Here is a 20,622-nt window from a genome sequence, read left to right as displayed (position 1 = left end):
CGCCGACGGCGCCTGCGTGCCGGGATTGCGTATCCGATGGCCGCGTTGCGCGCATTGCCCGACGCACGTCGCACGCGGCGAGGAAGGCGAATTCCTGCACACGACAAGCGCGATGGCCGCGCACGGCGTGGGGTTAAGGATTCGTGATTCTTGCGCTCACCCTGCCCGCCCGCGGCAGGCACCAAGAACCGGAGACCGCATGAAACCTGCCATCCATCCCCTGAGCCTGGCGATCGTCGGCGCGATCGCGACCGGCGCGCTGGTCCGGCCTGCGTCCGCGCAGGAATCGGCCCCCGCCACCACCACGCTCGACCGCATCGAGGTGACCGGCTCGCGCATCAAGCGCAGCGACCTGGAAACCGCCAGCCCGGTGTTCGTCATCGACCGTCAGGCGATCAGCAACTCCGGCGCCGCCACCGTCGGCGAATTCCTGCAGCGCACGCCGTCGATCTCGGGCGCCGGCATGAACCCGCAGGTGAACAACGGCGGCGGCGCGGGCGCGGCCACGGTCGACCTGCGCGGCCTCGGCCAGACCCGTTCGCTGGTGCTGGTGAACGGCCGCCGCTGGATCGCCTCCGTGGCGAATGCGGCGGGCGCCGTCGACGTCAACACCATCCCGATGGGCATGATCGAACGCGTCGAGGTGCTGAAGGACGGCGCCTCGGCGATCTACGGTTCCGACGCCATCGGCGGCGTGGTGAACTTCATCATGCGCCGCGATTTCGAGGGACTGGAAGCCAGCGCCTTCTATGGCGTGTCGTCGCGCGGCGACGCGGATACGCAACGCTACGACGCGATGTTCGGCGCCAGCAGCGAACGCAGCCACCTCATCGTCGGCGCCGGCTACGACAAGGAAGATCCGGTGTTCGCCAAGGACCGCGCGTACTCCAGCCAGCCCTACCAGCTGTATGCCGGCGAGCACGGCATCGGCGGCACCAGCCGCATCCTCACCGGCCGCTATGTGGTGCCGCGCTCGGCCGCGTCCGCCGCGGGCGTCAACCTCGCCGATCCCAACTGCGGCGCGCAGGCCAACGTGGTGCTGACGCGCATCGACGGCACGCCGGGCAGCAGCGGCGCCAACTTCCGCTGCTTCGACAACGCCAACGACGTCTACAACTTCCAGGCCGACGGCAATCTCAACCTGACCCCGCAGGAACGCACCAACCTGTTCCTCAGCGGCAGCTACCAGCTGACCGACAGCACCGAGGCTTTCCTGCTGGGTGCCTGGAACCGCACCGAATCCTCGTTCAAGATCGCGCCGCTGCCGTTCGACGGACGCCCAGCGGTGGACGATGTGCCGATCAGCGCGGACAGCCTGTACAACCCATTCGGCGTCGACATCAGCGATGCGCGCCTGCGCCTGCGCGACTTCATCCCCACGCGCAGCACCGCGTTCGAAACGCAGACCTACCAGATCGTCGCCGGCCTGCGCGGCATGTTCGGCGACAGCAGCTGGAGCTGGGACGCGGCGTACTCGTACGGCCGCACGCCGCAGACCCAAGTGGTGCGCGGCTACCTGTACAGCCCGGCGCTGCGCGATTCGCTGGGTCCGTCGATGATCGACCCGGCCAGCGGCAACGCGATCTGCGTGCGCAACCCGGGCGATCCGTCCAGCGTCATCGCCGGTTGCCTGCCGGTGAATTTCTTCGGTCCGCCGCCGGATCCGTCGACGCCGGCCGGCCAGGCGCAGCTGGCGGCGCTGGCGACGATCAACCCCACCATCGTCAACACCAACCAGAACGATCTGAAGGTGTTCACCGCCAACGCGACGGGCGACCTGTTCGAGCTGCCGGCCGGCAAGGCGTCGCTGGCGGTGGGCGTTGAATACCGCGAGGAAACGGCCAGTTCCGACGTGGATTTCCTCACCATCATCCCGGCCGGCGAAACGGTGTGCCTGATCACCCAGGAAGCCTGCACCTACGGCAACATCGCCGGCGGCTTCGACGTGAAGGAGCTGTATGCCGAGGCGCTGCTGCCGCTGCTGGCCGACGTGCCGTTCGCCGAACGGCTGAGCATCTCGCTGGGCACGCGCTATTCGGACTACTCCAACTTCGGCAATACCACCAACTCGAAGGTGGGCATCGAGTGGAAGCCGATCAGCGACCTGCTGGTGCGCGCCACCTATGCGCAGGTGTTCCGCGCACCGACGATCGCCAACCTGTTCGGCCCGACCACGCCCAGCGCCAACACCTACATCGATCCCTGCAACGGCTACAGCGGCGGCACGGTCGGCGATCCGCTCGCCTGCGCCAACGTGCCCGTCGACGGCTCGTTCCAGCAGAGCAACAACCAGGTGACCTCGTTCCAGGTGTCCAACCCGGACCTGCAACCCGAGGAGGGCGACGTGCTGACCGTCGGCTTCGTCTACAGCCCGTCGTGGGCGGACGGGTTCAGCACCACCGTGGATTTCTGGCGGGTGGAGCTGGACGACTTCATCACCACGCTGCCGGAGACGGTGATCCTCAACCAGTGCTACCAGTTCGGCCGCTACTGCGACAGCTTCATCCGCGACGCCGCCGGCGACGTGGCGCAGATGACGAATGTGGTGGGCAACTTCGGCGCGCTGAAGACCAGCGGTGTGGACATCGGCTTCCGTTACCTGTTCGGCGAGACGCCGTGGGGCCGGTTCTCCTGGAACCTGGATACCAGCTACCTGGCCGAGTACGAAGTGCGGCTGCTGGCCGGCGATCCGAGCAGCGACGTGGGTGCGTTCCCGGGCATCCCGGGCAGCAGCGGGCTGGCGGGCACCTTCGTGGACAGTGCGAGTTCCGGTTTCGGCAACCTGGCGCGCTGGCGCGCCCTGAACGACCTGCGCTGGAACCTGGGCAACTGGAGCGCCAGCCTCAGCACGCGCTACATCCACCACGTGTACGAAGCGCCGGACGTGGCCGACGTAAGCGAACCGGGCTACGTGGCGAAGCGGCGCATCCCGTCGTTCACCCAGACCGACCTGCAGGTGGGCTACCGCGTGCCGGAACTGGCGAACAGCGAGATCCAGCTGGGCGTGCGCAACCTGACCGACCGGCAGGCCCCGCTGGTCTACTCCGGCTTCAACGCTTCCACCGACCTGCGGACCTACGATGGCATCGGACGTTTCTACTGGATGCGCTGGACCGTCAAGTTCTGACGCGGGCACGGACGGCGCGGTCGCACCTCCGGGTGCGGCCGCGTGGCCCTTCTGCGATCTGCGCCACTTCGTGCGCGTCTACGACGACGACCTGCCGCCGGCGTTTTGCGCACGCATGATCGACTCGTTCCACGCGTTGGCGGGCCGCCAGCGACGCAATGGGCGCGGCATACGCGCGGGGCTGGACGACAGTGCGTGGAGCGAACTCGACGTCGGCCGCCACGCGGACGACGGCTTCCTGCACTTCTTCAGGGCGCGCATCGACACCGCGCTGGCGCGCTACAACCGGGACACCGGATTGCCCATCGCAGTACCCGACAGTCCATTGCTTGCGCCGCTGGTGATGAAGCGCTACGCCGCCGGCGACAGTGAGAAATTCCAGCTTCATTTCGATGCGGTCAACGAGGTCTGCGACCGCTACCTGGTGTTCCTGTGGTACCTCAACGACATCGACGACGGTGGTGAAACGCGCTTTCCGTCGCTGGACCTGCATGTCATCCCGCGTGTTGGCCGGCTGCTGGTGTTTCCGCCCTACTGGATGTTCCCGCACCAGGGATGCCCGTCGCCGACGCGCGACAAGTACATCGTCTCGACCTACCTGCGCTTTCCGCGGACTCAGTCCTGATAGCCGTAGCGTTCGATCCACGGTGCGAGCCGCGCCATCGGTTCGCCGGCGAAGTGGCGCCGGTAGCGTCGCCACCGGCACAAGGCATCCGTGTTGAGCGGTCGCGCCACCTGCGCGTAGCTGGGCGTGCGGATGCGCGTTTCGCGTCCGTGCGCCTGCCGGTGGAAGTCTTCGATCCCGTCCTCGTGCCAGGGAATCCCGAGGAACGCGTGGATCTCGCGCAGCGTGGGCCCAGGTGCGGTCACCAGGTCTTCGTAGCGCAGCACGTGGACGGCGCAGCCGGCCAGCACGCGCTGCTCTTCCCAGTACGCCATCACCCGCGCGTAGGCCTCCACCGTGGAGGCCAGCGACGAGAACGCCAGCGCACCGCCGTTCAATCCGAAGGCCTGCAAGTGGCAGCTGAGCACCACGTCGCAGGGATGGCGCAGCAGGCACAGCGTGTGGGCGCGCGGGAACAGGCGGGCGATATGGCCGATGCGCGTGAGCGACAGCGGGTACTTGTCCACCAGCCTGCGGCCGGGATCCGGCGCATGCGCCGCCATCGCCTGCCAGTAGCGGCCACGCAAGACGGAACGCTGCGCCTGCACGAGCGCCTCCAGCGTCGCGCCGAGATCGCCATCGCTTGCGTCTCCGGGCAGGGCGGCGATGACGTCCTCCAGCACCGGCACTTCTTCCGCCACCTGCAGTGACGGATGCATCCGCAGCAGTTGCTGCAGCAGGGTGGTGCCGGAGCGCGGGAAGCCGACGAGGAAGACGGGATCCGGCGGATGGCCGTCCTCGATCGGCGCGTGCCAGTGCGCAGGAACGGGGACGGCCAGGCGCTGCGCCAGCCAGGCCAGCGGATCGGCTCGCTCCGCTTCGGGATGCCGGGTGAGGAAGGCCTGTTTCGCCGCGGCATGCGCCTGCTGCAGCGCCGACATCGCGGCGCCCTCGTCGTGGTCGAGATCGTGCAGCCGCGCAGCTTCGAAGTGCAGCTGGGCCGCCATCTCGTCGCCGCCCGCCTGCTCCAGTGCCGGCAGCACCTGGGCAAGCGCGCCGCGCGTATCGCCGCGCCGCCGCAGCCAGCGTCCGAGGCACAACGCATACAGCGCGGGTTGCGCCCGCGGATGGCGCACTGCGGCGAGCTGTTCGCCCGCTTCGTCCACCCGGTTCAGCCGCTCCAGCAACAGCGCGTACTGGAGGCGCGCGGTGTCATCGCCGGGATCGTCGGCGAGACAGGCAGCGAACAGCTGCAGGGCAAGATGCTCGTCGCCCGCCTGCGCGTGCAGCCACGCGAGACCGCGACGCTGCATCGGCGACATCGCGGCGATGTCCATGCGGGCGAGGCAGCGGCGCGCGTCGTCGAAACGCTCCATCTCCACCAGGTAGTGAGCCCACGCCAACGCGACATCGGATGTCCCAGGCTCCGCGCGGTAGGCGCGACCCAGGCAACGCCCCGCTTCCTGGAATCGCCGCGCCGCCAGCCACGCCAGTCCCTGTCCCAGCCACAGCGCAACGCCGTCGCCGCCGAGGCGTTCCGCGGCATCGAACGCCTGAAGCGCCCCACCGACCTCCGCGCACGCGAGCCGCGCATTGCCCAGGTTCAGCGCATGCGCGGGCTCGTGGGGCTGCTGCCTGTGCAGGCGTTCGAACAACGCCGCGGCGTCGGCATGGCGCTCCGCCATCGCATGGTCCAGCGCCTGTCGGGCGAGCGCATTGAGGTGCGGCGCTTCGGCCTGGTGTTCGGCGGCGGCAAGGAAGGCACGCTGCATGGCGGAGGTCACCCGGAAAGACAACGCACGATGGCATGCCGCACCGGCGCGTGCGCGCGGATTGGTACCCGCCGGCGATGGCGGATTGGTTCCTGCTGGTGCCGCGTCCGCGATTCCGCATTCCCTGCGCATCGACGCCGCGACAGCGGGCTACGCGGATCGCACCGACGGCACGCCGTCGCCCGCGCGCGGACGCGACGCTGGGCAGGTCAACGCCGCCGCGCTCTCTCCGGCACGGACCCGGTGCCCGAGTTCCCTCCAGAGGAACACCATGCACCCTCGGCTACGGACATGCCCGGCATCGCCGGGCACATTTTTCTGCGCGACAGCACCGTCTCGCGCGCATGCGTATGAACGAGTGGCTCCCCGCCAACGCCGTGAATTGGCACTCAAAGCGCAGCATCGTGGTGGCTAGAGTGGCCTCAACGCAACGCAGGACGCCGCCGCGTCCAGAGGGCCACTTCGATGCGCATCCTCCACCACAGCCTGCGGTTCGGCGAGACGCTGGAACTGTGCCGCCTCAGCCACGAAGGATTCCATTTGCTGCACGCACGCGGACGCGGCACCCAAGCCGAGGTACCCGCGGGGTGGCTGTCGATCTGGTGGCCGCTGCACGGCCAGCTGGCGCTGTCGGCCGGCGGCGGCGACTGGACCCTGCCCTCGCGCCAGATGCAGGTGTGGCGCGACGGCACGCTGCGCTGCCGCGCGCTCGGGCCGCAGGCCTGGCTGGCGCTGTGCGGCCCGGTCGGCCTCTGGGACGCACTGGCACGCCACGGCGGCGACGCATGGCCGCCGCTGCTGCCGTGGCGCGGACGCGTGCAACGCGAAGTGGTCGGCCTGTTCGCACGGCTCGCGCGCGACAGCCACCCGACGAGCGCGCGCCCGAGCGGCGATCCGCCGGCCTTGCTGGATGCGTTGTGCGCGGCACTGGTCGAACACCAGCACGAGGTGCAGGCGCATCTCGGCCGCTGCAACGGCCGCACGCTGGTGCGGCGGCAGCAGACGCTGCTGCGCCTGCTGCGCGTGCGCCACGCCATCGAATGCAACCCCGACACGCGCCTGGACCTCGACGCGCTGGCGGGCATGGCGAACTACTCGCCCTGCCACCTCATCCGCATCTACCGCAGCGTGTTCGGCGAAACGCCCAACGAATACGCGGTGCGGCTGCGCGAGCGCCAGGCCTGGGAGATGGTCAGCCGCACCGGGCTGCCGATCTGCGAGATCACCGAGATGCTGGGCTTCGAAAGCCAGAGCGCGTTCTGCCGCGCCTTCAAGAACGCCTTCGGCCGGACCACGTCGGAAGTGCGCCGCCTGCAGTCGCCGTGCGATGAAGCGCACCGCGAGGCATGCGCGGCCTGAGCCGCGCGACGCGTTCGTATCGACCGGTATGCAGCGACGACGGGCTCAGTGCCCGCCGTCGAGCGCCTTCAGTTCGCTGACCAGTGCATTCGCCATCTCGGACCCGTCGCCGTACAGCATGCGGGTGTTGTCCGCGTAGAACAGCGCGTTCTCGATGCCGGCGAAGCCGGTGCCCTTGCCGCGCTTGATGACGATGGTGTTCTTCGAATTCACCACATCGAGGATCGGCATGCCGTAGATCGGCGAGGCCGGATCGGTCTTCGCCACCGGGTTGACCACGTCGTTGGCGCCGATCACCAGCGACACGTCGGTGTTGGCGAACTCGGGGTTGATGTCGTCCATGTCGGCGATCAGGTCGTACGGCACGCCGGCTTCGGCGAGCAGCACGTTCATGTGGCCGGGCATCCGGCCCGCCACCGGGTGGATGGCGAACTTCACCTTGACCCCGCGATCCATCAGCTTCTGCGACAGCTCCCAGATCTTGTGCTGCGCCTGCGCCACCGCCAGGCCATAGCCCGGCACGATGACCACGCGTTCGGCGTAGGCCATCATCGCGGCCACGTCGGCGGCTTCGATGGGCTTCATCGAACCACCGATCTCCTGCATCGCGGCGCTGCCGCCGCCGAAGTTGGAGAACAGCACGTTGCTGATCTTGCGGTTCATCGCCTTGGCCATCAGCCGCGTCAGCAGCATGCCGGCCGCGCCGACCATGGTGCCGGCGATGATCAGCGCTTCGTTGCCCAGCACATAGCCTTCGAACGCGACGGCGAGACCGGTGAACGCGTTGTACAGCGAGATCACCACCGGCATGTCGGCACCACCGATGGGCAGCGTCATCAGCACGCCGAGCGCCAGCGACAACACGAAGAAGGCGATGATCCACGGCATCGCCAGCGTGGTCAGCGCCATCACCCCGCAGACCACCGACGCCAGCGCGACCAGCGCGTTGAACCACTGCTGGCCGGGGAAGGTGTAGCGCTTGTCCATGCGCCCGTCGAGCTTGGCCCAGGCGATGACCGAACCGGTCAACGACACCGCGCCGATCAGCGCACCGATCACCGCGAGCGACAGCGTGAAGGTCGACGGAGCGGGTTCGCCCGAGGAATAGCGCACCAGTTCCACCGCACCGATGGCGGCCGCCGACCCGCCGCCCATGCCGTTGAACAGCGCCACCATCTGCGGCATGTCGGTGATCGCCACCTTCTTGCCCCAGATCCAGTTCAGGCCCACGCCGATCACGATGGCCGCGATCATCAGGCCGATGTTGTGCAGGCCGGGCAGGAAGAAGGTGGCGACGGTGGCGATCAGCATGCCGACGCCGGCCCACTGGATGCCGCTGCGCGCGGTCTTCGGGCTGGCCATGCGCTGCAGTCCGAGGAGGAACAGCGTCGCCGCGACGAAATAGCTCAACTTCACCAGCGTCAACGCACTCATGCCCGGCTCCCTTCCGACGACGACGCGGATTGCTTGTCCAACCGATGGTGTTCGCGCATTTCGATGGCGGTCTTGAGCAGGCCGACCATGCCCAGGCCAAAGGCCACCAGGCCGAGCGACAGCTGATTCACGACGGTGGAGTCGGCCAGGTACGCGCCGGCCAGGCCGCCGACCATCGCGCCCAGCGCATAGAACGCGAGCAGCGCCAGCATCCAGCGCCCCTTGCGCGGGTCCTGCCAGACGCGCCGCGACACCTCGTTCTGCGTCCGCGCCGGATCCTGCAGCGAGGACAGGCCGATGCCGACGCCGGCATACAGCAATACGTAGTTGGCGTCATCGAAGACCGGCGACCAGCCGTCGGCCGCAGCCGTGGAGATCGACCATGCCGCTTTCATCGCATACCCCACCGCGACCAGCAGTGCGGGGTATTGCAGGTAGCTGACCCACTGGAAGACCTCACGGATCGACAGTGGCTGGCGTGCAGGCATCACCGGCACGCTGCTCACTTGCCACCCGCGGGCTTGCTGCTCTTGAACATCTCCAGCATGCGCTCGGTGACCACGTAGCCGCCGGCGGCGTTGCCCGCGCCCAGCAGCACGGCGATGAAGCCGATGGCCTTCTCCAGCGTCGTGTCGGCGTGGCCCAGCACGACCATGGCGCCGATCAGCACGATGCCGTGGATGAAGTTGGAACCGGACATCAGCGGCGTATGCAGGATTACCGGCACCCGCGAAATGATCACGTGGCCGGCGATACCCGCCAGCATGAAGATGTACAGCGCCACGAACCCGTCGCTCATCCGCTCCCCCATACCGTCCACGTTGTATTGGTTGCCGTGCGGCGCTGCCGCGGCGGCCCTGCATCATAACCATACCTGAACCCACCCGGGACCCGATGACATGGCGTCAACCGATGCCGGTGCGGGGCGTTTCCATGCCTGCATCCCACCCCCCGAGGACCCGATCATGAAGCGCCTGTCTCTGCTGGGTTTGTCCGTCCTGCTGCTGTCCGCCACCGGTGGCGCCTTCGCCGGCGACCTGGGCGACCGCATCGACCACCGCCTCGACCGTCGCGGCGACCGCGTCGAACATCGCCTGGACGTGCGTGGCGACCGCATCGAACGCCAGTTCGACCGCCGTGCGGACCTGGCCGCACAGCACGGTCGTCCGCACAAGGCGAACCAGTTGGCACGGCGCGGCGATCGCAGCGATGCACGCTTTGATCGCAAGGGCGAACACGCGGAAGCGCGCTGGGACCGCCGGGGCGATCGCATCGATCGTCGCCTGGATCGTCGCGGCTGATTCACGGCACCGGCGGCTAAGCTATGTTGGTGAGTACTGCATCAGGCCCGCTGTCCGACGCGTCGTCGCCCAGTCCGCTGGCGGCGACGCTGGACCTGTTCCTGGCCGACATCGGGCCGCGCGCGTTCCGCTTCGCCGAAGCCGGCCTGCGCCACCGCGACGATGCGCTGGACGCCGTGCAGGACGCGATGATGAAGATGCTGGCCTACCGCGAGCATCCGGCCGCGGAATGGTCGCCGCTGTTCTGGAGCATCCTGCGCCGGCGCATCATCGACATGCAGCGCCGCGCCGGTTTCCGCCTGCGCTGGCTGCTGCCGAGCGGCGATCGTGGCGAGGAAGGCCCGGTGGACTGGGCGCCCGACCACGGCGCCGGCCCCGCGCAGACGCATGACCAGCGCGAAGCCTATGCCAGGCTGGTGCAGGCCCTGCGCGCCCTGCCCAACCGGCAACGCGAGGCCTTTACCCTGCGCGTACTCGAAGAACTGGACGTGGCCGACACCGCGCGCGCGATGGGCTGCTCCGAAGGCTCGGTGAAGACCCACCTGTCCCGCGCGCGCGACGCACTGCAGAAGCACCTGGAGGAATTCCGATGAACCCCGCCCACGACGACGGCCATGGCATGGACCCGCAGGCGCGTCGCCTGCACCAGGCCGCGCTGGCCCAGGTGTCGCCACAGACGCTGATGCGACTGCGCACTGCCCGCCACGAGGCGCAGCGGCAGGCGCCGTCGGCCAGCGGCCGGCACACCTGGCGCTGGCTGACGGCGACGACGTTCTCGGCGGTACTCGCCGTGGGCATCGGCCTGCAATGGCTGCCCCGCACGCCGGACGCCGGTATCCCGTCGACGACGGTGGCCGTTGCCGCGACCGACAACGACCTGTCGACGGATGCACTGGGCGTGCCCAACGCGTTCGATGAAGATCCCGATCTCTACCTCTGGCTGGCGTCCGCCGATGCCCAGCCGCTCGCCATGGAGTCGACCCCATGAAGGTTCACGTCCTTCGCATTCTCGGCCTCGGTCTGTTGATCGCCAGCGGACACGTGCTGGCGCAGGCCGCGCCCACGCCATTGCCGACCTGGGACAAGCTGACGCCGCAGCAGCGCGAGGCGCTGATCGCGCCTGTGCGCGACCGCTGGAATCGCGAACCGGAAGAGCGCGACCGCATGCTGGCGCGCGCGCAGCGCTGGCAGGCGATGACGCCGGAGCAACGCGCGCAGGCGCGTCATGGCATGAAGCGCTTCGAGGACATGAGCCCCGGCCAGCGCCGCGAGGCACGCGCCCTGTACGGCCACATGAAGACGCTCACGCCGGAACAGCGCGAAGCTCTGCGCGAACAGTGGAAGAAGATGTCGCCCGAGCAGCGCGACGCCTGGATGCGCGAAAACGCACGGCCGCCGCGCGATCGCGACCGTCGACCCGAGCGTTGAAGCCAGTCTTCAGGCCGCGGCAGGCGTCGCGGCCGGCCGATCCGGCCACACGGTCTTCGCCAGCAGTTCGTCGTCCCAGTCGAACTGCAACGCGCCATCCTTGACGAACAGCGCGACGAAATTCAGCACGTTGCGGGCGTACATCTCGCTGGCGTGCACGGCGCCGAGGCTGGCGAGGTTCAGGGGACCGGCGACGGTCACGCCGTTATGCGCGTAGGTCTCGCCGGGGCGAGTGAGTTCGCAGTTGCCGCCGGTCTCCGCGGCGAGATCGACGATCACGCTGCCCGGCTTCATGCCGTCGACCATCGCCGTGGTGATGATCTTCGGCGCCGGTCGGCCCGGCACCGCGGCGGTGCAGACCACCACGTCGATGCCTTTCAGGTGATCGGCCAGGCGCTGCTGCTGCAGCGCGCGTTCTTCCTCGGTCAGCTGGCGGGCGTAGCCGCCCTCTCCCGCCGCACTGACGCCGAGGTCGAGGAACTTGCCGCCGAGCGATTCGATCTGCTCGCGCGTCTCCGGACGCACGTCGAAACCTTCGACCTGCGCACCCAACCGCTTGGCGGTGGCCACGCCCTGCAGGCCGGCGACACCGGCACCGACGATCAGCACCTTCGACGGACGGATCGTGCCGGCCGCCGTGGTCAGCATCGGGAAGAAACGCGGCGCCAGCTGCGCCGCGATCAGCACCGCCTTGTAACCGGCCATGCCGGCCTGCGAGCTGAGGACGTCCATCGCCTGTGCGCGCGTGGTGCGCGGCAGCCGTTCGAGCGGGAACGCCTGGATGCCGTTCGCCTGCAGCGCATCCGCGCGGGCCGCGTCCGCCGAGGGCTGCAGCACGCCGACCAGCGTGGCGCCGGTCTTGAAACCACCAATGGCCTCGGGCGACGGCGGCTGCACGCACAGCAGCAGGTCGGCGCTGGCGCGATCCCGGTCGTCGCCGAGTTCGGCGCCCGCGGCGGTGTAGGCGTCGTCGACGAAGCCCGCGCCGTCGCCGGCGCCGCGCTCCACGATGACGCGCGCACCGGCGGCGATCAGCTTCTTGACGGTTTCCGGTGTCGCGGCCACGCGGCGCTCGCCGGCCGCGGCCTCCTTCAGTACCCGAACTTCGACCGCCATTGCGCCCCTCGTCGTTAGGTCACCCGAGCGGCGATGCTAACAGAGCGCGGCAGGGCCGCGCGGCGCGGCGGGGTCAGGCGGGCGCGGCAGCCGAAGGCGCGGGCTCGAGGCGCTCGATCACGCCCTGCATCGCGCTGTCGAAGGCGTCCTCGCTCTGGTGCGTGCGCAAGCGCCCCATACGCACCATCACCGCCAACTCTTCCGGCGATGCGACGCAGAAGCGCACGCCGCGGCGGTTGACGAACAGCAGGCGCGAGGAGATCGGGCTGACCCACGACAGCTTGCCCGCCTGCACCTTGTTGTCCTTGTCGATGAAGTCCAGCCAGGTGCCGATCGGCAGGCCGCGGAAATGGTCCGCGTCGCTGTGGTCGAAATCGAGCGTATCGGCCCCCGCCACCAGGTGGATCGGCGCGGCTTCCTCGTCGACGACGGGCTTGGGCAACACCACCTGCGGCAGTTCGGGCAGCGCCTTCTCCAGGTCCGGACGCGCGGCGGCCACCGCCTGCAGCGTGTCGTGCAATGCGTCGACCGCACCGGCCGCCGCGTCCTGGTTCATGCCGACGCTGGCGAACACTTTCAGCATGTCGCTCCGCCACGCCTGCAGCCACGGCTTGCCGACCACATGGCGCTGCGCTTCGGTCAGCTCTTCGAGCAGGCCGTCGGCGAGCGCGAGCGATTCGCGCAGGCCGGCGCCCTCCTCGCCCTCGCGCAACACCGTCATGGTGACGTGATGTGCCCAGGGCTGGCGCAGAAAATCCTCGATCGCCTGCGGCACGCGCCGGTCCGCCAGACGCTCGTCCAGCTCCGACGTCATGCGCGCACGCGCGGCTTCCAGGCGTTCCTGGCCGCGCTGGATCTCGGCGGCGCGGCGCTCGGCGATCTCCACGCGGCGGCGGTGCTGTTCGAGGTAGGCGCGGAATTCTTCCTCCAGGGTGAGGAAGATCGCGAGGTTCTCGTTGAACTCGGCGACCAGCCGGTCGACCACTTCCTCGACCTTGGTCAGCAGCGTGCGCTCGGCCGCGCTTTCGCCATTGTTGCCCTCGCAGGCCTCCGCCAGCACGTTGAGCAGGCGGCGCGCGGGATGGGTCTTCTGCACGAACATGCGGCGGTCGAGCAGCGCCACCTTCACGAACGGCACCACCAGCCGGCCGATCAGTTCGCGCGGCCGGCCTTCCAGGTCGCGCTCGTCGAGCATGACGTCGAACAGCATGCCGACCAGGTCGATGGCATCCTCATCGACCGGCGCCAACCGCGCCTGCGACGGATCCACGCCCAGTTGGGTGGCGCTGCTGAGCACTTCGTTCTTCAGCCGCTGCGACAGCGACTCGCCGGTGTCGCCGATCGCCGCGCGCAGCGTGGCGCTGGGCGATGCCTGCAGCAGCGACAGGACCGACAGCATCTCGCGCTGCGACAGGTCGCGCCGGCTGGGATCGGCGGGGCGCGCTTCCGGCGCCTCGCCCGCATCGCGGCCACGGCGGGACTCTTGCAACAGATGGTGCAGGGCCTCCAGCAACACGCCCTGCGCGCCAGGACCGGCGGCGTAACCGGGCGGCATCTCACCGAAACCGGGGGCGACCGCAGCCGCCTGGCTCGCCTGCAATCCCCGGCTGACGCCGGCCATGCGATTCAGGAAGCGCGCCGCCCAGGCGGGCGCGCCCGGGTCTTCGTCACCGCCTGCCGCCAGGTCCTGTGCCGCCTCCGCGGCATGCACGGCCGTGGCCGCCGCGGGTGCACGACGGGCCACCGGCAGCTCAGGCATCACGCCGACCTGCATCAGGCGCTGGTCCAGCGCGGCATAGATCCTGGCAATGGCGGGCACGAAGTCGCGCTCGCACAGCTTGATCACCACCAGGCGGACATCCGGCGCCAGGTCGCAGCCGGAAAACGCCTGGTGCACGGCCACGCCGATATGTTCGGGACCGATCGGATTGAGGTCGGCATCCAGCGCGACGTCGCCGGCGATCCATCCCAGCCGGCGATCCAGCCGCGCCAGCACGGGCTTGCAGTCGCGCAGGATGACGCTGGCGAAGTTGCGGACGGCCAGGCGCGACTCGAGCTCCTGCTCCGACACCAGGCTGAGGGTTTCTTCCGCCGACTCCAGGAATACCTGTTCGATCGGCAGCGGCTGCCCGGCTTCCAGCGCTTTCCACGAGCGCTGCAACTGGCCGCGGAAGCGGCCGATGATGTCCTCGCGGCGACGGCGCAGTTCGCGCATCGCGTCCAGGAAGGCCATCTGGGAAGGGCCTGCGCGCTCGGCGCGGTCGAACAGGGCATCGTCGAAGCGCCCCAGCGCCACCGCGAAGGCATCGACCAGCGGCGGGATCGCGGCGTCGCGCGCCTGCTCCAGCAGGCGCATGTCGCGCCCCGGGCGGTCGGCGATGTTGAGGACGTTCGACATGCGCAGGGTTCCCCGCCCGGCTGGGCGAAAGAAAGGTGGGGGATGCGGACGGGGATCCGCAGCGACATCGTAGGAAATCCGCCCGACGGACGACCGTGATGGCTTCGGCAGTTTGGTGCCGCGCAATACGATACCGCACCGAAAACCGTTACGGCACGCGGCTTGCATGCCGGCGCGAACGCACGCTTCAGGGCTGCGAGGGCACCACCAACCGGTCCACCACGCCCTGCATGGCGCTGTAGAACGCGTCCTCGTCGCGGTGCATGCGCACGCGACCGAGCTGCGCCATCACCACCAATTCCTGCACCGACGCCACGCAGATGCGTCCACCGGCACGGTTGACGAACATCAGCCGCCGCGACACCGGACTGATCCAGCTCAACCGCCCGGCCTGCACGCGGTTGTCCTTGTCGACGAAGTCGAGCCAGCTGCCCACGCGCAGCTGCTGGAAGTAGTCGGTCATCACCGGATCGAGATGCTCAAGGCCCTCCACCCACTCATCCGCTTCCAGCAGGCCCGGCAACACGGGCGCGGTGGCGGCGGGTGCCGCAGGCGCGGCGGCGGGCGCCGGGGTTGCCATCGCCGCTGCCGGCGCGGTCGGCAGGACCAGCGAGGCGAACAACTGCTCCCGGCGCGCGGCGATCGCCGTCCGCGACTGGCCGGACGCCATCCACATCGGCTGCAACCAGTCCATCGCGGCATGCCAGGCGCGTACGTCGCCCCGGATATGGGCGTCGTCGACCGCCTGCAGCAGGCCGTCCAGCATCATCGACGCCGCCTGCGGCTTGTTGAGCGCCTGCATGCGGGCCGCGTACGCAGACCACCCCTCGCGCAACGTGTGCTGCATCGCGGATGGAACATCGTGCCCCTGCAGTCGTGTCTCGAGTTCGGAAAGGAAACCCGCGACGATCGCCGCTTCCGCATCCCTCGCCTGCTGCTCGGCCGCGAGCGCCTGCTCGACTTTCTCCGCCTCGCCGCGGTAACGCCCGTAGAAATCGTTGAAATCCGTCCGTGCCGCGCGGAACACCGATTGGCTTTCGTCGAAGTCGGCGACCAGGCGCTGCACGGTATCCCTGACCTTCTCCAGCAGCAGGCGCTGGGCTTCGTTCTCGCCGGGATTGCCGTCGCAGGCTTCGACCAGCAGGTTGAGCAGGCGGCGGGCGGAATGGGTGGCCTGCAGGAACAGCCTGCGGTCCTGCAGGGCGACCTTGGTCATCGGCGCCATCAGCCGGCCAAGTACATGGACCTGCTCGTCTCCGAGATGGCTTTCGCGGAAGATCACCTCGAACAGCATGCCGACGAGATCGACCACGTTTTCGTCGGCCTCCGAGATCGCCACCGCCTCCGGCGCAACCCCGAGCTGGGCCGCATGCAGGAATATCTGCTGCTTGAAGGCCGCCTGCAGCTTCTTGGGATCGGCAAGGACTTCGGCATGTACCTCGGGCGATGCGATCTGCAGCAAGGTCAGTGCCACCACCAGTTCGCGCTGCGACAGCGATGTCCTTGCACCGGACGCAGGCGCAGCGCCCTGGGCGCGCGCGCGCTGCAGCCGGGAGTCCTCGAGCAGTTGATGCAGCGCCGGCGGCAGCGTCCCGGCCTCGGACGACGCAGTACCGGCGCCTCCCTCGTCCTGGTCCCACGACACGAAGAAGCGTGTCATCCAGTCGGGTTCGCTGGCCGTTTCGTCGCCAGCGCTGGGAATCGTCTGCGCACGCCGCATGCGCGGCCCCGTGCTGTCCTGGGGACCGAGCCGGCGCACCAGCCGGGCATGCATCGATTCGTAGATCGGCCCGAGCAGTTCCACGAATTCGCGTCCGCAGCACTGGACCGCCAGGGCGCGCACATTGCCCGGCAGCGCAGCGCCTGCGAAACCGCGATACACGGCCATCGCAATGCGCGCGGGCGAGTACGGCGCACTGTCCGGCTCCAGGCGTACGCCCATGTCCAGCCAGGTCAGGTAGCCGTTGAGGCGCAGCAATTCGGACTGCCACTCGCGTGAAATGACATCCGCCAGCTGTTCGGTCGCCAGGCGTACATCCAGCTCGTCTTCCTCCACGAGGCCAAGGTCCGGACCGGCGTGCTCCTGGCCGAAGCGGGCCGTCGGAGCTTCGCCTTCTGCGGCCGCCCGCCAGGCAGCCGCCATGTCCTCGCGGAATCCTCGCAGGATGATCTCCCTGCGGTCCTTCAACGCCAGCAGGCCGTCGAGATACGGTGCGCGATCCAGCTCCATGCGCTCAAGCCGGTCCAGCATCGGCTGGCGCAGCCCATCCACCACGTCGCTGAACGCAGCTTCGAGCGCCGGTTGCATCGCGTCGCGCAACAGCTCGACGAGCTGGTTGCCGGAGGTCGGAGGGGGCGGCGGCGTGGCGGGCATTACGTCGATCGGTCGGCCAGGTTGTCCGCTGCGACCCGTCCTGCATTCCGGATCCGCGCGTGGCGCGGACCGTGAGGCATCCGCAACGATTAAACTCATGCACACATACGTGCACTGCATCCCACTATAAGGCGACTCGATGCTCACTGAAAGTCTGTTGCAGGCCCTGGATGCGCGACGCTCCGTGCCGTCGAAGCAATTGGGCGAACCGGGACCGGACCCGGCGACGCTCAAGCGCATGCTGGCGTCGGCGGTGCGCGTGCCCGACCACGGCAAGCTGGTGCCGTTCCGCTTCATCCACATCCGCGGCGACGCACGCCACGCGCTGGGCGACCGGCTGGCCGCCCGCACCCGTTCGCTCGACCCCGATGCCGCCGACGCCGCGGTGGCGAAGGATCGCGGCCGTTTTTCCAGCGCGCCGGACATCATCACCGTGGTCGCGCGCCTGACGCCAGGCCACAAGGTACCTGAGCAGGAACAGCTGCTCACCGCCGGCAGTGTGTGCTTCGCCCTGTTGCAGGCCGCGCAGGCGTTCGGCTTCGGTGCGCAATGGCTGACCGGCTGGATGGCGTACGACGAACACGTCTCACAATTGTTGGGCCTCACCGATGACGAGAAGGTCGTGGGCTTCATCCACATCGGCACGGCGCGGCTGGAGGCGCCCGAACGCGAACGTCCCGACCCCGCTGCGCTGCTGACCGAATGGACGCCCGATGCCTGAACCGCTGCACCCGCGCCCGCTTTACCTGGTCGATGCCAGCCTGTACGTGTTCCGTGCGTGGCATTCGATGCCGGACGAGTTCCAGGACGCCGACGGCTGGCCCACCAACGCGGTGCACGGCTTCGCGCGCTTCCTGCTGGAATTACTGGAGAAGGAACGTCCGGCAAACATCGCCATCGCCTTCGACGAGGCGCTGGACAGCTGTTTCCGCAACCGGTTGTACCCGGCCTACAAGGCCAACCGTGACCCGGCGCCGGACGAACTCCGCCGCCAGTTCACCCACTGCCAGGCGCTGTGCGCCGCGCTCGGCCTGAGCGTGCTGGCGCATGGCGAGTACGAGGCGGACGACCTGATCGGCAGCGCCCTGCACGCGGCGCGGCCGCAGGGCTTCCGTGGCGTGATCGTGTCGGCCGACAAGGACCTGTCGCAGTTGCTGCAGGAACACGACGAGCAGTGGGACTTCGCGCGCGGCCAGCGCTGGGGCATGGCCGGCGTGAAGGCCCGCCATGGCGTGGAGGCACGACAGATCGCCGACTACCTGGCACTGACCGGCGACGCGGTGGACAACATCCCGGGCGTGACCGGTATCGGCGCGAAATCGGCGGCGATACTGCTGGCGCATTTCGGCGACCTCGACACGCTGCTCGCGCGCATGGACGAAGTCGCCTTCCTGCGCCTGCGCGGCGCCGCCACGATGGCCGTCCGCCTGCGCGAACAGCGCGAGCACGCGCTGCTGTGGCGTCAACTCACGACCATCGCACTCGACGCACCGCTCGGCGACATCGCCTCGGGCCATGTCCGCGGCCAGGCCGACCCCGGCATGCTGGCGGGACTCTCGGACGCCCTGCGGTTCGGCCCGATGACGCGGCGCCGGCTGCGCACTGCGGCCGGATTGGAAGACCCCGCCTACTGATCGTCTGTAAAACGTCACCCGCACCCGCTAGCATCCCGGCATGGACGAACGCGACGACGACAAGCGCAAAGTACCCGCCGAGGTGGTCTGGCAGGGCAAGTACCAGCGGATGATGGTGCGCGGTACCTGGGAGTACGTGGAGCGCGCACACGCCGGCGGACTGGCGGCGATCATCATCGCGGTGACGCCGGACGACGACGTGCTGTTCGTCGAGCAGTTCCGCGTGCCGCTGCAGGCCCGCACGATCGAGATGCCGGCAGGCCTGGTGGGCGATATCCATGCCGGCGAGTCGATCGAGGTCTCTGCGATCCGCGAACTGGAGGAAGAGACCGGCTGGACCGCCGACCACGCCGACGTCCTGATGATCGGCCCGACCTCATCCGGCAGCAGCAGCGAACGGATCGCCTTCGTGCGCGCCACCAGCTTGCGCAAGGTCGGCGAAGGCGGCGGCGACGGGGACGAGGACATCACCGTCCATGCCATCCCCCGCCCGCGTGCCGCCGCCTGGCTGGCGCAGAAGATGGACGAAGGCTATGAGCTGGATGCCAAACTCTGGGCAGGACTGTGGATGATCGACCACACCCTCGACGGCACACCGCGCAACTGACGCGTCAGGCTGCCTTGACGCCGTAGCCGGCCAGGCGCCAGACGTCCTGTTCTTCCTGTCGCAGCGTCACCACCTCACGGTGCGGCGCCTCCGCCGCGCCGAATGCGACCGAAAACTCCAACCGCGCATAGGTCCCCGGCAACCACGAGGCCTGCCCGGCGGGCCGGTCGACCCGGATCGCCGTCCAGCGCCGACCGGTGCCGCACCCGAGCACGCCGTGGCGATGGGTCAGCGAACCGATGAAGGCCTCGCGCGGCATGGACTGCCGGATCGCCTTCGACGCGGCACTCCACAGCACGTCATGCTGCCCCTGCTCGATGGCCTTGATGAAGCGCATCGCCGCCATGCCCAACCGCGTGATGTCGACGTCTTCCAATCCGATCCTGCCCGCACCCGCCTGCCCTGCATCCACCGTCATCGCCACGCACATCCCGTCGTCTGATCGTCGCCACGCACCGATGCGTGGCATTCACCCGACTCGTTCGTACGCGTGCATAGCGACCGGACAACGGATTGCCCACGCGTGCGCCACGCCGTGACGCGCCGCTAGTTTTCGTTCAGATGCTCACGGAAAAACGCCAGTGTGCGTTGCCACGACAGCTCGGCCGCCGCCTGGTCGTAACGCGGCGTGGTGTCGTTGTGGAAGCCGTGGTTCACGCCCGGATAGACGTGTGCGATGTACGCGACGCCGGCCGTCTTCAACTGCTGCTCGTACGCCGGCCAGCCGGCGTTGACGCGGGTATCCAGTTCGGCGAACTGCAGCAGCAGCGGCGCCTTGATGCGCACCGCTTCCTCGGCGGATGGCTGGCCACCGTAGTACGGCACGCCGGCATCGACGAGATCCGGCAACCGTGAGGCGAGGAGACTGGTGACCAGTCCGCCGAAGCAGAAACCGACCACGCCCAGCTTGCCGTTGTTGCGCGGCAGTGCGTGGGCGAAGCGCGTGGCAGCTTCGAGATCCGCAAGGACTTTGGCGCGATCCAGCTTGGCCTGCATCTCGCGACCGCTGTCGTCGTTGCCCGGATATCCACCGAGCGGGTACAGCGCATCCGGCGCGAACGCGATGAACCCCGCAACCGCCAGCCTGCGCGCGACGTCCTCGATGTAGGGATTCAGACCACGGTTCTCGTGCACCACCAGCACGACGGGGTATCGTCCCTCCGGGCGCGGCATCGCCAGCAGGCCGCGCCCCTCCCCATGTCCTTGCGGCGCTGGAAACGTTCGGTAGACCGTACTGATGCGCGGATCGTCCGCCGCCACCTGCGCGGCGAACGCATACTGCGGCACCAGCGCTGCGAGCATCGCCGCCGCCGTGGTACCGCCTACCGCGAACTGCGCCGCACCCGCGAGGAAACCGCGCCGGTCGACGCGACCGTGCACATAGTCGTCGTACAGATCCAGTACGCGCTGGTCGAATGCGGAAGCCTGCTCGCGGTGTGCGTCCATCGTCTGCTCCGGAACGTGGTCG

Annotated in this window: 19 protein-coding genes; 10 read left to right on the top strand and 9 right to left on the bottom strand. The window is 68.9% G+C overall.

Annotated features, from left to right (window positions below):
• Nucleotides 1-199: 199 nt before the first annotated feature.
• Nucleotides 200-3,127 (top strand): TonB-dependent receptor plug domain-containing protein, encoded by a 2,928-nt coding sequence (locus AC04MD_RS08945; protein WP_475496915.1) that lies wholly within the window; start codon nt 200-202, stop codon nt 3,125-3,127.
• Between the two features lie 70 nt (nt 3,128-3,197).
• A complete protein-coding gene (locus AC04MD_RS08940; protein WP_475496914.1) occupies nt 3,198-3,752 on the top strand; it encodes a 2OG-Fe(II) oxygenase family protein in 555 nt (184 codons plus the stop codon).
• On the opposite strand, the gene AC04MD_RS08935 is transcribed toward AC04MD_RS08940, so the two are convergent.
• On the bottom strand, nt 3,743-5,503 hold the full coding sequence (locus tag AC04MD_RS08935) for a tetratricopeptide repeat-containing sulfotransferase family protein (protein ID WP_475496913.1): 1,761 nt from the start codon (nt 5,501-5,503) through the stop codon (nt 3,743-3,745). The two genes, AC04MD_RS08940 and AC04MD_RS08935, sit on opposite strands and share 10 nt — an antisense overlap.
• 465 nt (nt 5,504-5,968) lie before the next feature.
• Here AC04MD_RS08935 and AC04MD_RS08930 point away from each other — a divergent pair, with 465 nt between their 5' ends.
• Nucleotides 5,969-6,862 (top strand): helix-turn-helix transcriptional regulator, encoded by an 894-nt coding sequence (locus AC04MD_RS08930; RefSeq protein ID WP_475496912.1) that lies wholly within the window; start codon nt 5,969-5,971, stop codon nt 6,860-6,862.
• Between the two features lie 45 nt (nt 6,863-6,907).
• Here AC04MD_RS08930 and AC04MD_RS08925 read toward each other — a convergent pair whose 3' ends face one another.
• Genes AC04MD_RS08925 through AC04MD_RS08915 form a run of 3 tightly spaced genes read right to left on the bottom strand, consistent with a single transcriptional unit; the run spans nt 6,908 to nt 9,095 of the window.
• Nucleotides 6,908-8,296, bottom strand: coding sequence for an NAD(P)(+) transhydrogenase (Re/Si-specific) subunit beta (locus AC04MD_RS08925; RefSeq protein WP_475496911.1), 1,389 nt, complete (start codon nt 8,294-8,296; stop codon nt 6,908-6,910).
• Nucleotides 8,293-8,784, bottom strand: coding sequence for a hypothetical protein (locus AC04MD_RS08920; RefSeq protein ID WP_475496910.1), 492 nt, complete (start codon nt 8,782-8,784; stop codon nt 8,293-8,295). The genes AC04MD_RS08925 and AC04MD_RS08920 overlap by 4 nt, the downstream gene beginning before the upstream one ends.
• Before the next feature lie 14 nt (nt 8,785-8,798).
• Entirely contained in the window at nt 8,799-9,095 is a 297-nt protein-coding gene (locus AC04MD_RS08915; protein WP_475496909.1) for an NAD(P) transhydrogenase subunit alpha part 2, read from the bottom strand.
• Nucleotides 9,096-9,261: 166 nt separating this feature from the next.
• On the opposite strand from AC04MD_RS08915, the gene AC04MD_RS08910 reads away from it, so the two are divergent.
• The 4 genes from AC04MD_RS08910 to AC04MD_RS08895 are packed head-to-tail and all read left to right on the top strand — an operon-like array spanning nt 9,262 to nt 11,025.
• Nucleotides 9,262-9,597 carry a hypothetical protein gene (locus tag AC04MD_RS08910; RefSeq protein ID WP_475496908.1) on the top strand — a complete coding sequence of 112 codons (336 nt, stop codon included), beginning with the start codon at nt 9,262-9,264 and terminating at the stop codon, nt 9,595-9,597.
• A 23-nt stretch (nt 9,598-9,620) separates the two neighbouring features.
• Nucleotides 9,621-10,190 (top strand): RNA polymerase sigma factor, encoded by a 570-nt coding sequence (locus tag AC04MD_RS08905; RefSeq protein ID WP_475496907.1) that lies wholly within the window; start codon nt 9,621-9,623, stop codon nt 10,188-10,190.
• Entirely contained in the window at nt 10,187-10,585 is a 399-nt protein-coding gene (locus AC04MD_RS08900; protein WP_475496906.1) for a hypothetical protein, read from the top strand. Before AC04MD_RS08905 ends, AC04MD_RS08900 begins: the two co-directional genes overlap by 4 nt.
• Complete coding sequence (locus AC04MD_RS08895; protein WP_475496905.1) at nt 10,582-11,025, top strand: DUF3106 domain-containing protein; 444 nt, start codon at nt 10,582-10,584, stop codon at nt 11,023-11,025. Before AC04MD_RS08900 ends, AC04MD_RS08895 begins: the two co-directional genes overlap by 4 nt.
• Before the next feature lie 9 nt (nt 11,026-11,034).
• Here AC04MD_RS08895 and AC04MD_RS08890 read toward each other — a convergent pair whose 3' ends face one another.
• From AC04MD_RS08890 to AC04MD_RS08880, 3 genes are all read right to left on the bottom strand, one after another.
• Nucleotides 11,035-12,141, bottom strand: coding sequence for an NAD(P) transhydrogenase subunit alpha (locus tag AC04MD_RS08890; RefSeq protein WP_475496904.1), 1,107 nt, complete (start codon nt 12,139-12,141; stop codon nt 11,035-11,037).
• Between the two features lie 73 nt (nt 12,142-12,214).
• Nucleotides 12,215-14,539 (bottom strand): DUF1631 domain-containing protein, encoded by a 2,325-nt coding sequence (locus AC04MD_RS08885; RefSeq protein ID WP_475496903.1) that lies wholly within the window; start codon nt 14,537-14,539, stop codon nt 12,215-12,217.
• Between the two features lie 187 nt (nt 14,540-14,726).
• Nucleotides 14,727-16,913, bottom strand: a complete 2,187-nt coding sequence (locus AC04MD_RS08880) for a DUF1631 family protein (RefSeq protein WP_475496902.1) — start codon at nt 16,911-16,913, stop codon at nt 14,727-14,729.
• Nucleotides 16,914-17,052: 139 nt separating this feature from the next.
• On the opposite strand from AC04MD_RS08880, the gene AC04MD_RS08875 reads away from it, so the two are divergent.
• From AC04MD_RS08875 to AC04MD_RS08865, 3 genes are read left to right on the top strand one after another with little or no spacing between them, the layout of a single operon-like run.
• The gene (locus AC04MD_RS08875) at nt 17,053-17,634 is read left to right on the top strand and encodes a nitroreductase family protein (RefSeq protein ID WP_475496901.1); all 582 of its coding nucleotides are present in this window, start codon (nt 17,053-17,055) and stop codon (nt 17,632-17,634) included.
• Entirely contained in the window at nt 17,627-18,547 is a 921-nt protein-coding gene (locus AC04MD_RS08870) for a 5'-3' exonuclease (RefSeq protein WP_475496900.1), read from the top strand. Before AC04MD_RS08875 ends, AC04MD_RS08870 begins: the two co-directional genes overlap by 8 nt.
• Nucleotides 18,548-18,587: 40 nt before the next feature.
• Nucleotides 18,588-19,154, top strand: a complete 567-nt coding sequence (locus AC04MD_RS08865; protein WP_475496899.1) for an NUDIX hydrolase — start codon at nt 18,588-18,590, stop codon at nt 19,152-19,154.
• Between the two features lie 4 nt (nt 19,155-19,158).
• On the opposite strand, the gene AC04MD_RS08860 is transcribed toward AC04MD_RS08865, so the two are convergent.
• The gene (locus tag AC04MD_RS08860; RefSeq protein WP_475496898.1) at nt 19,159-19,623 is read right to left on the bottom strand and encodes a DUF4019 domain-containing protein; all 465 of its coding nucleotides are present in this window, start codon (nt 19,621-19,623) and stop codon (nt 19,159-19,161) included.
• Nucleotides 19,624-19,700: 77 nt separating this feature from the next.
• Nucleotides 19,701-20,600, bottom strand: coding sequence for a dienelactone hydrolase family protein (locus AC04MD_RS08855; RefSeq protein WP_475496897.1), 900 nt, complete (start codon nt 20,598-20,600; stop codon nt 19,701-19,703).
• Between the last annotated feature and the right edge of the window lie 22 nt (nt 20,601-20,622).

Source organism: Pseudoxanthomonas sp. LjRoot206 (assembly GCF_056175725.1).
Note: the sequence above shows the minus strand (reverse complement) of the source record. Positions and strands in the feature narration are given on the sequence as shown.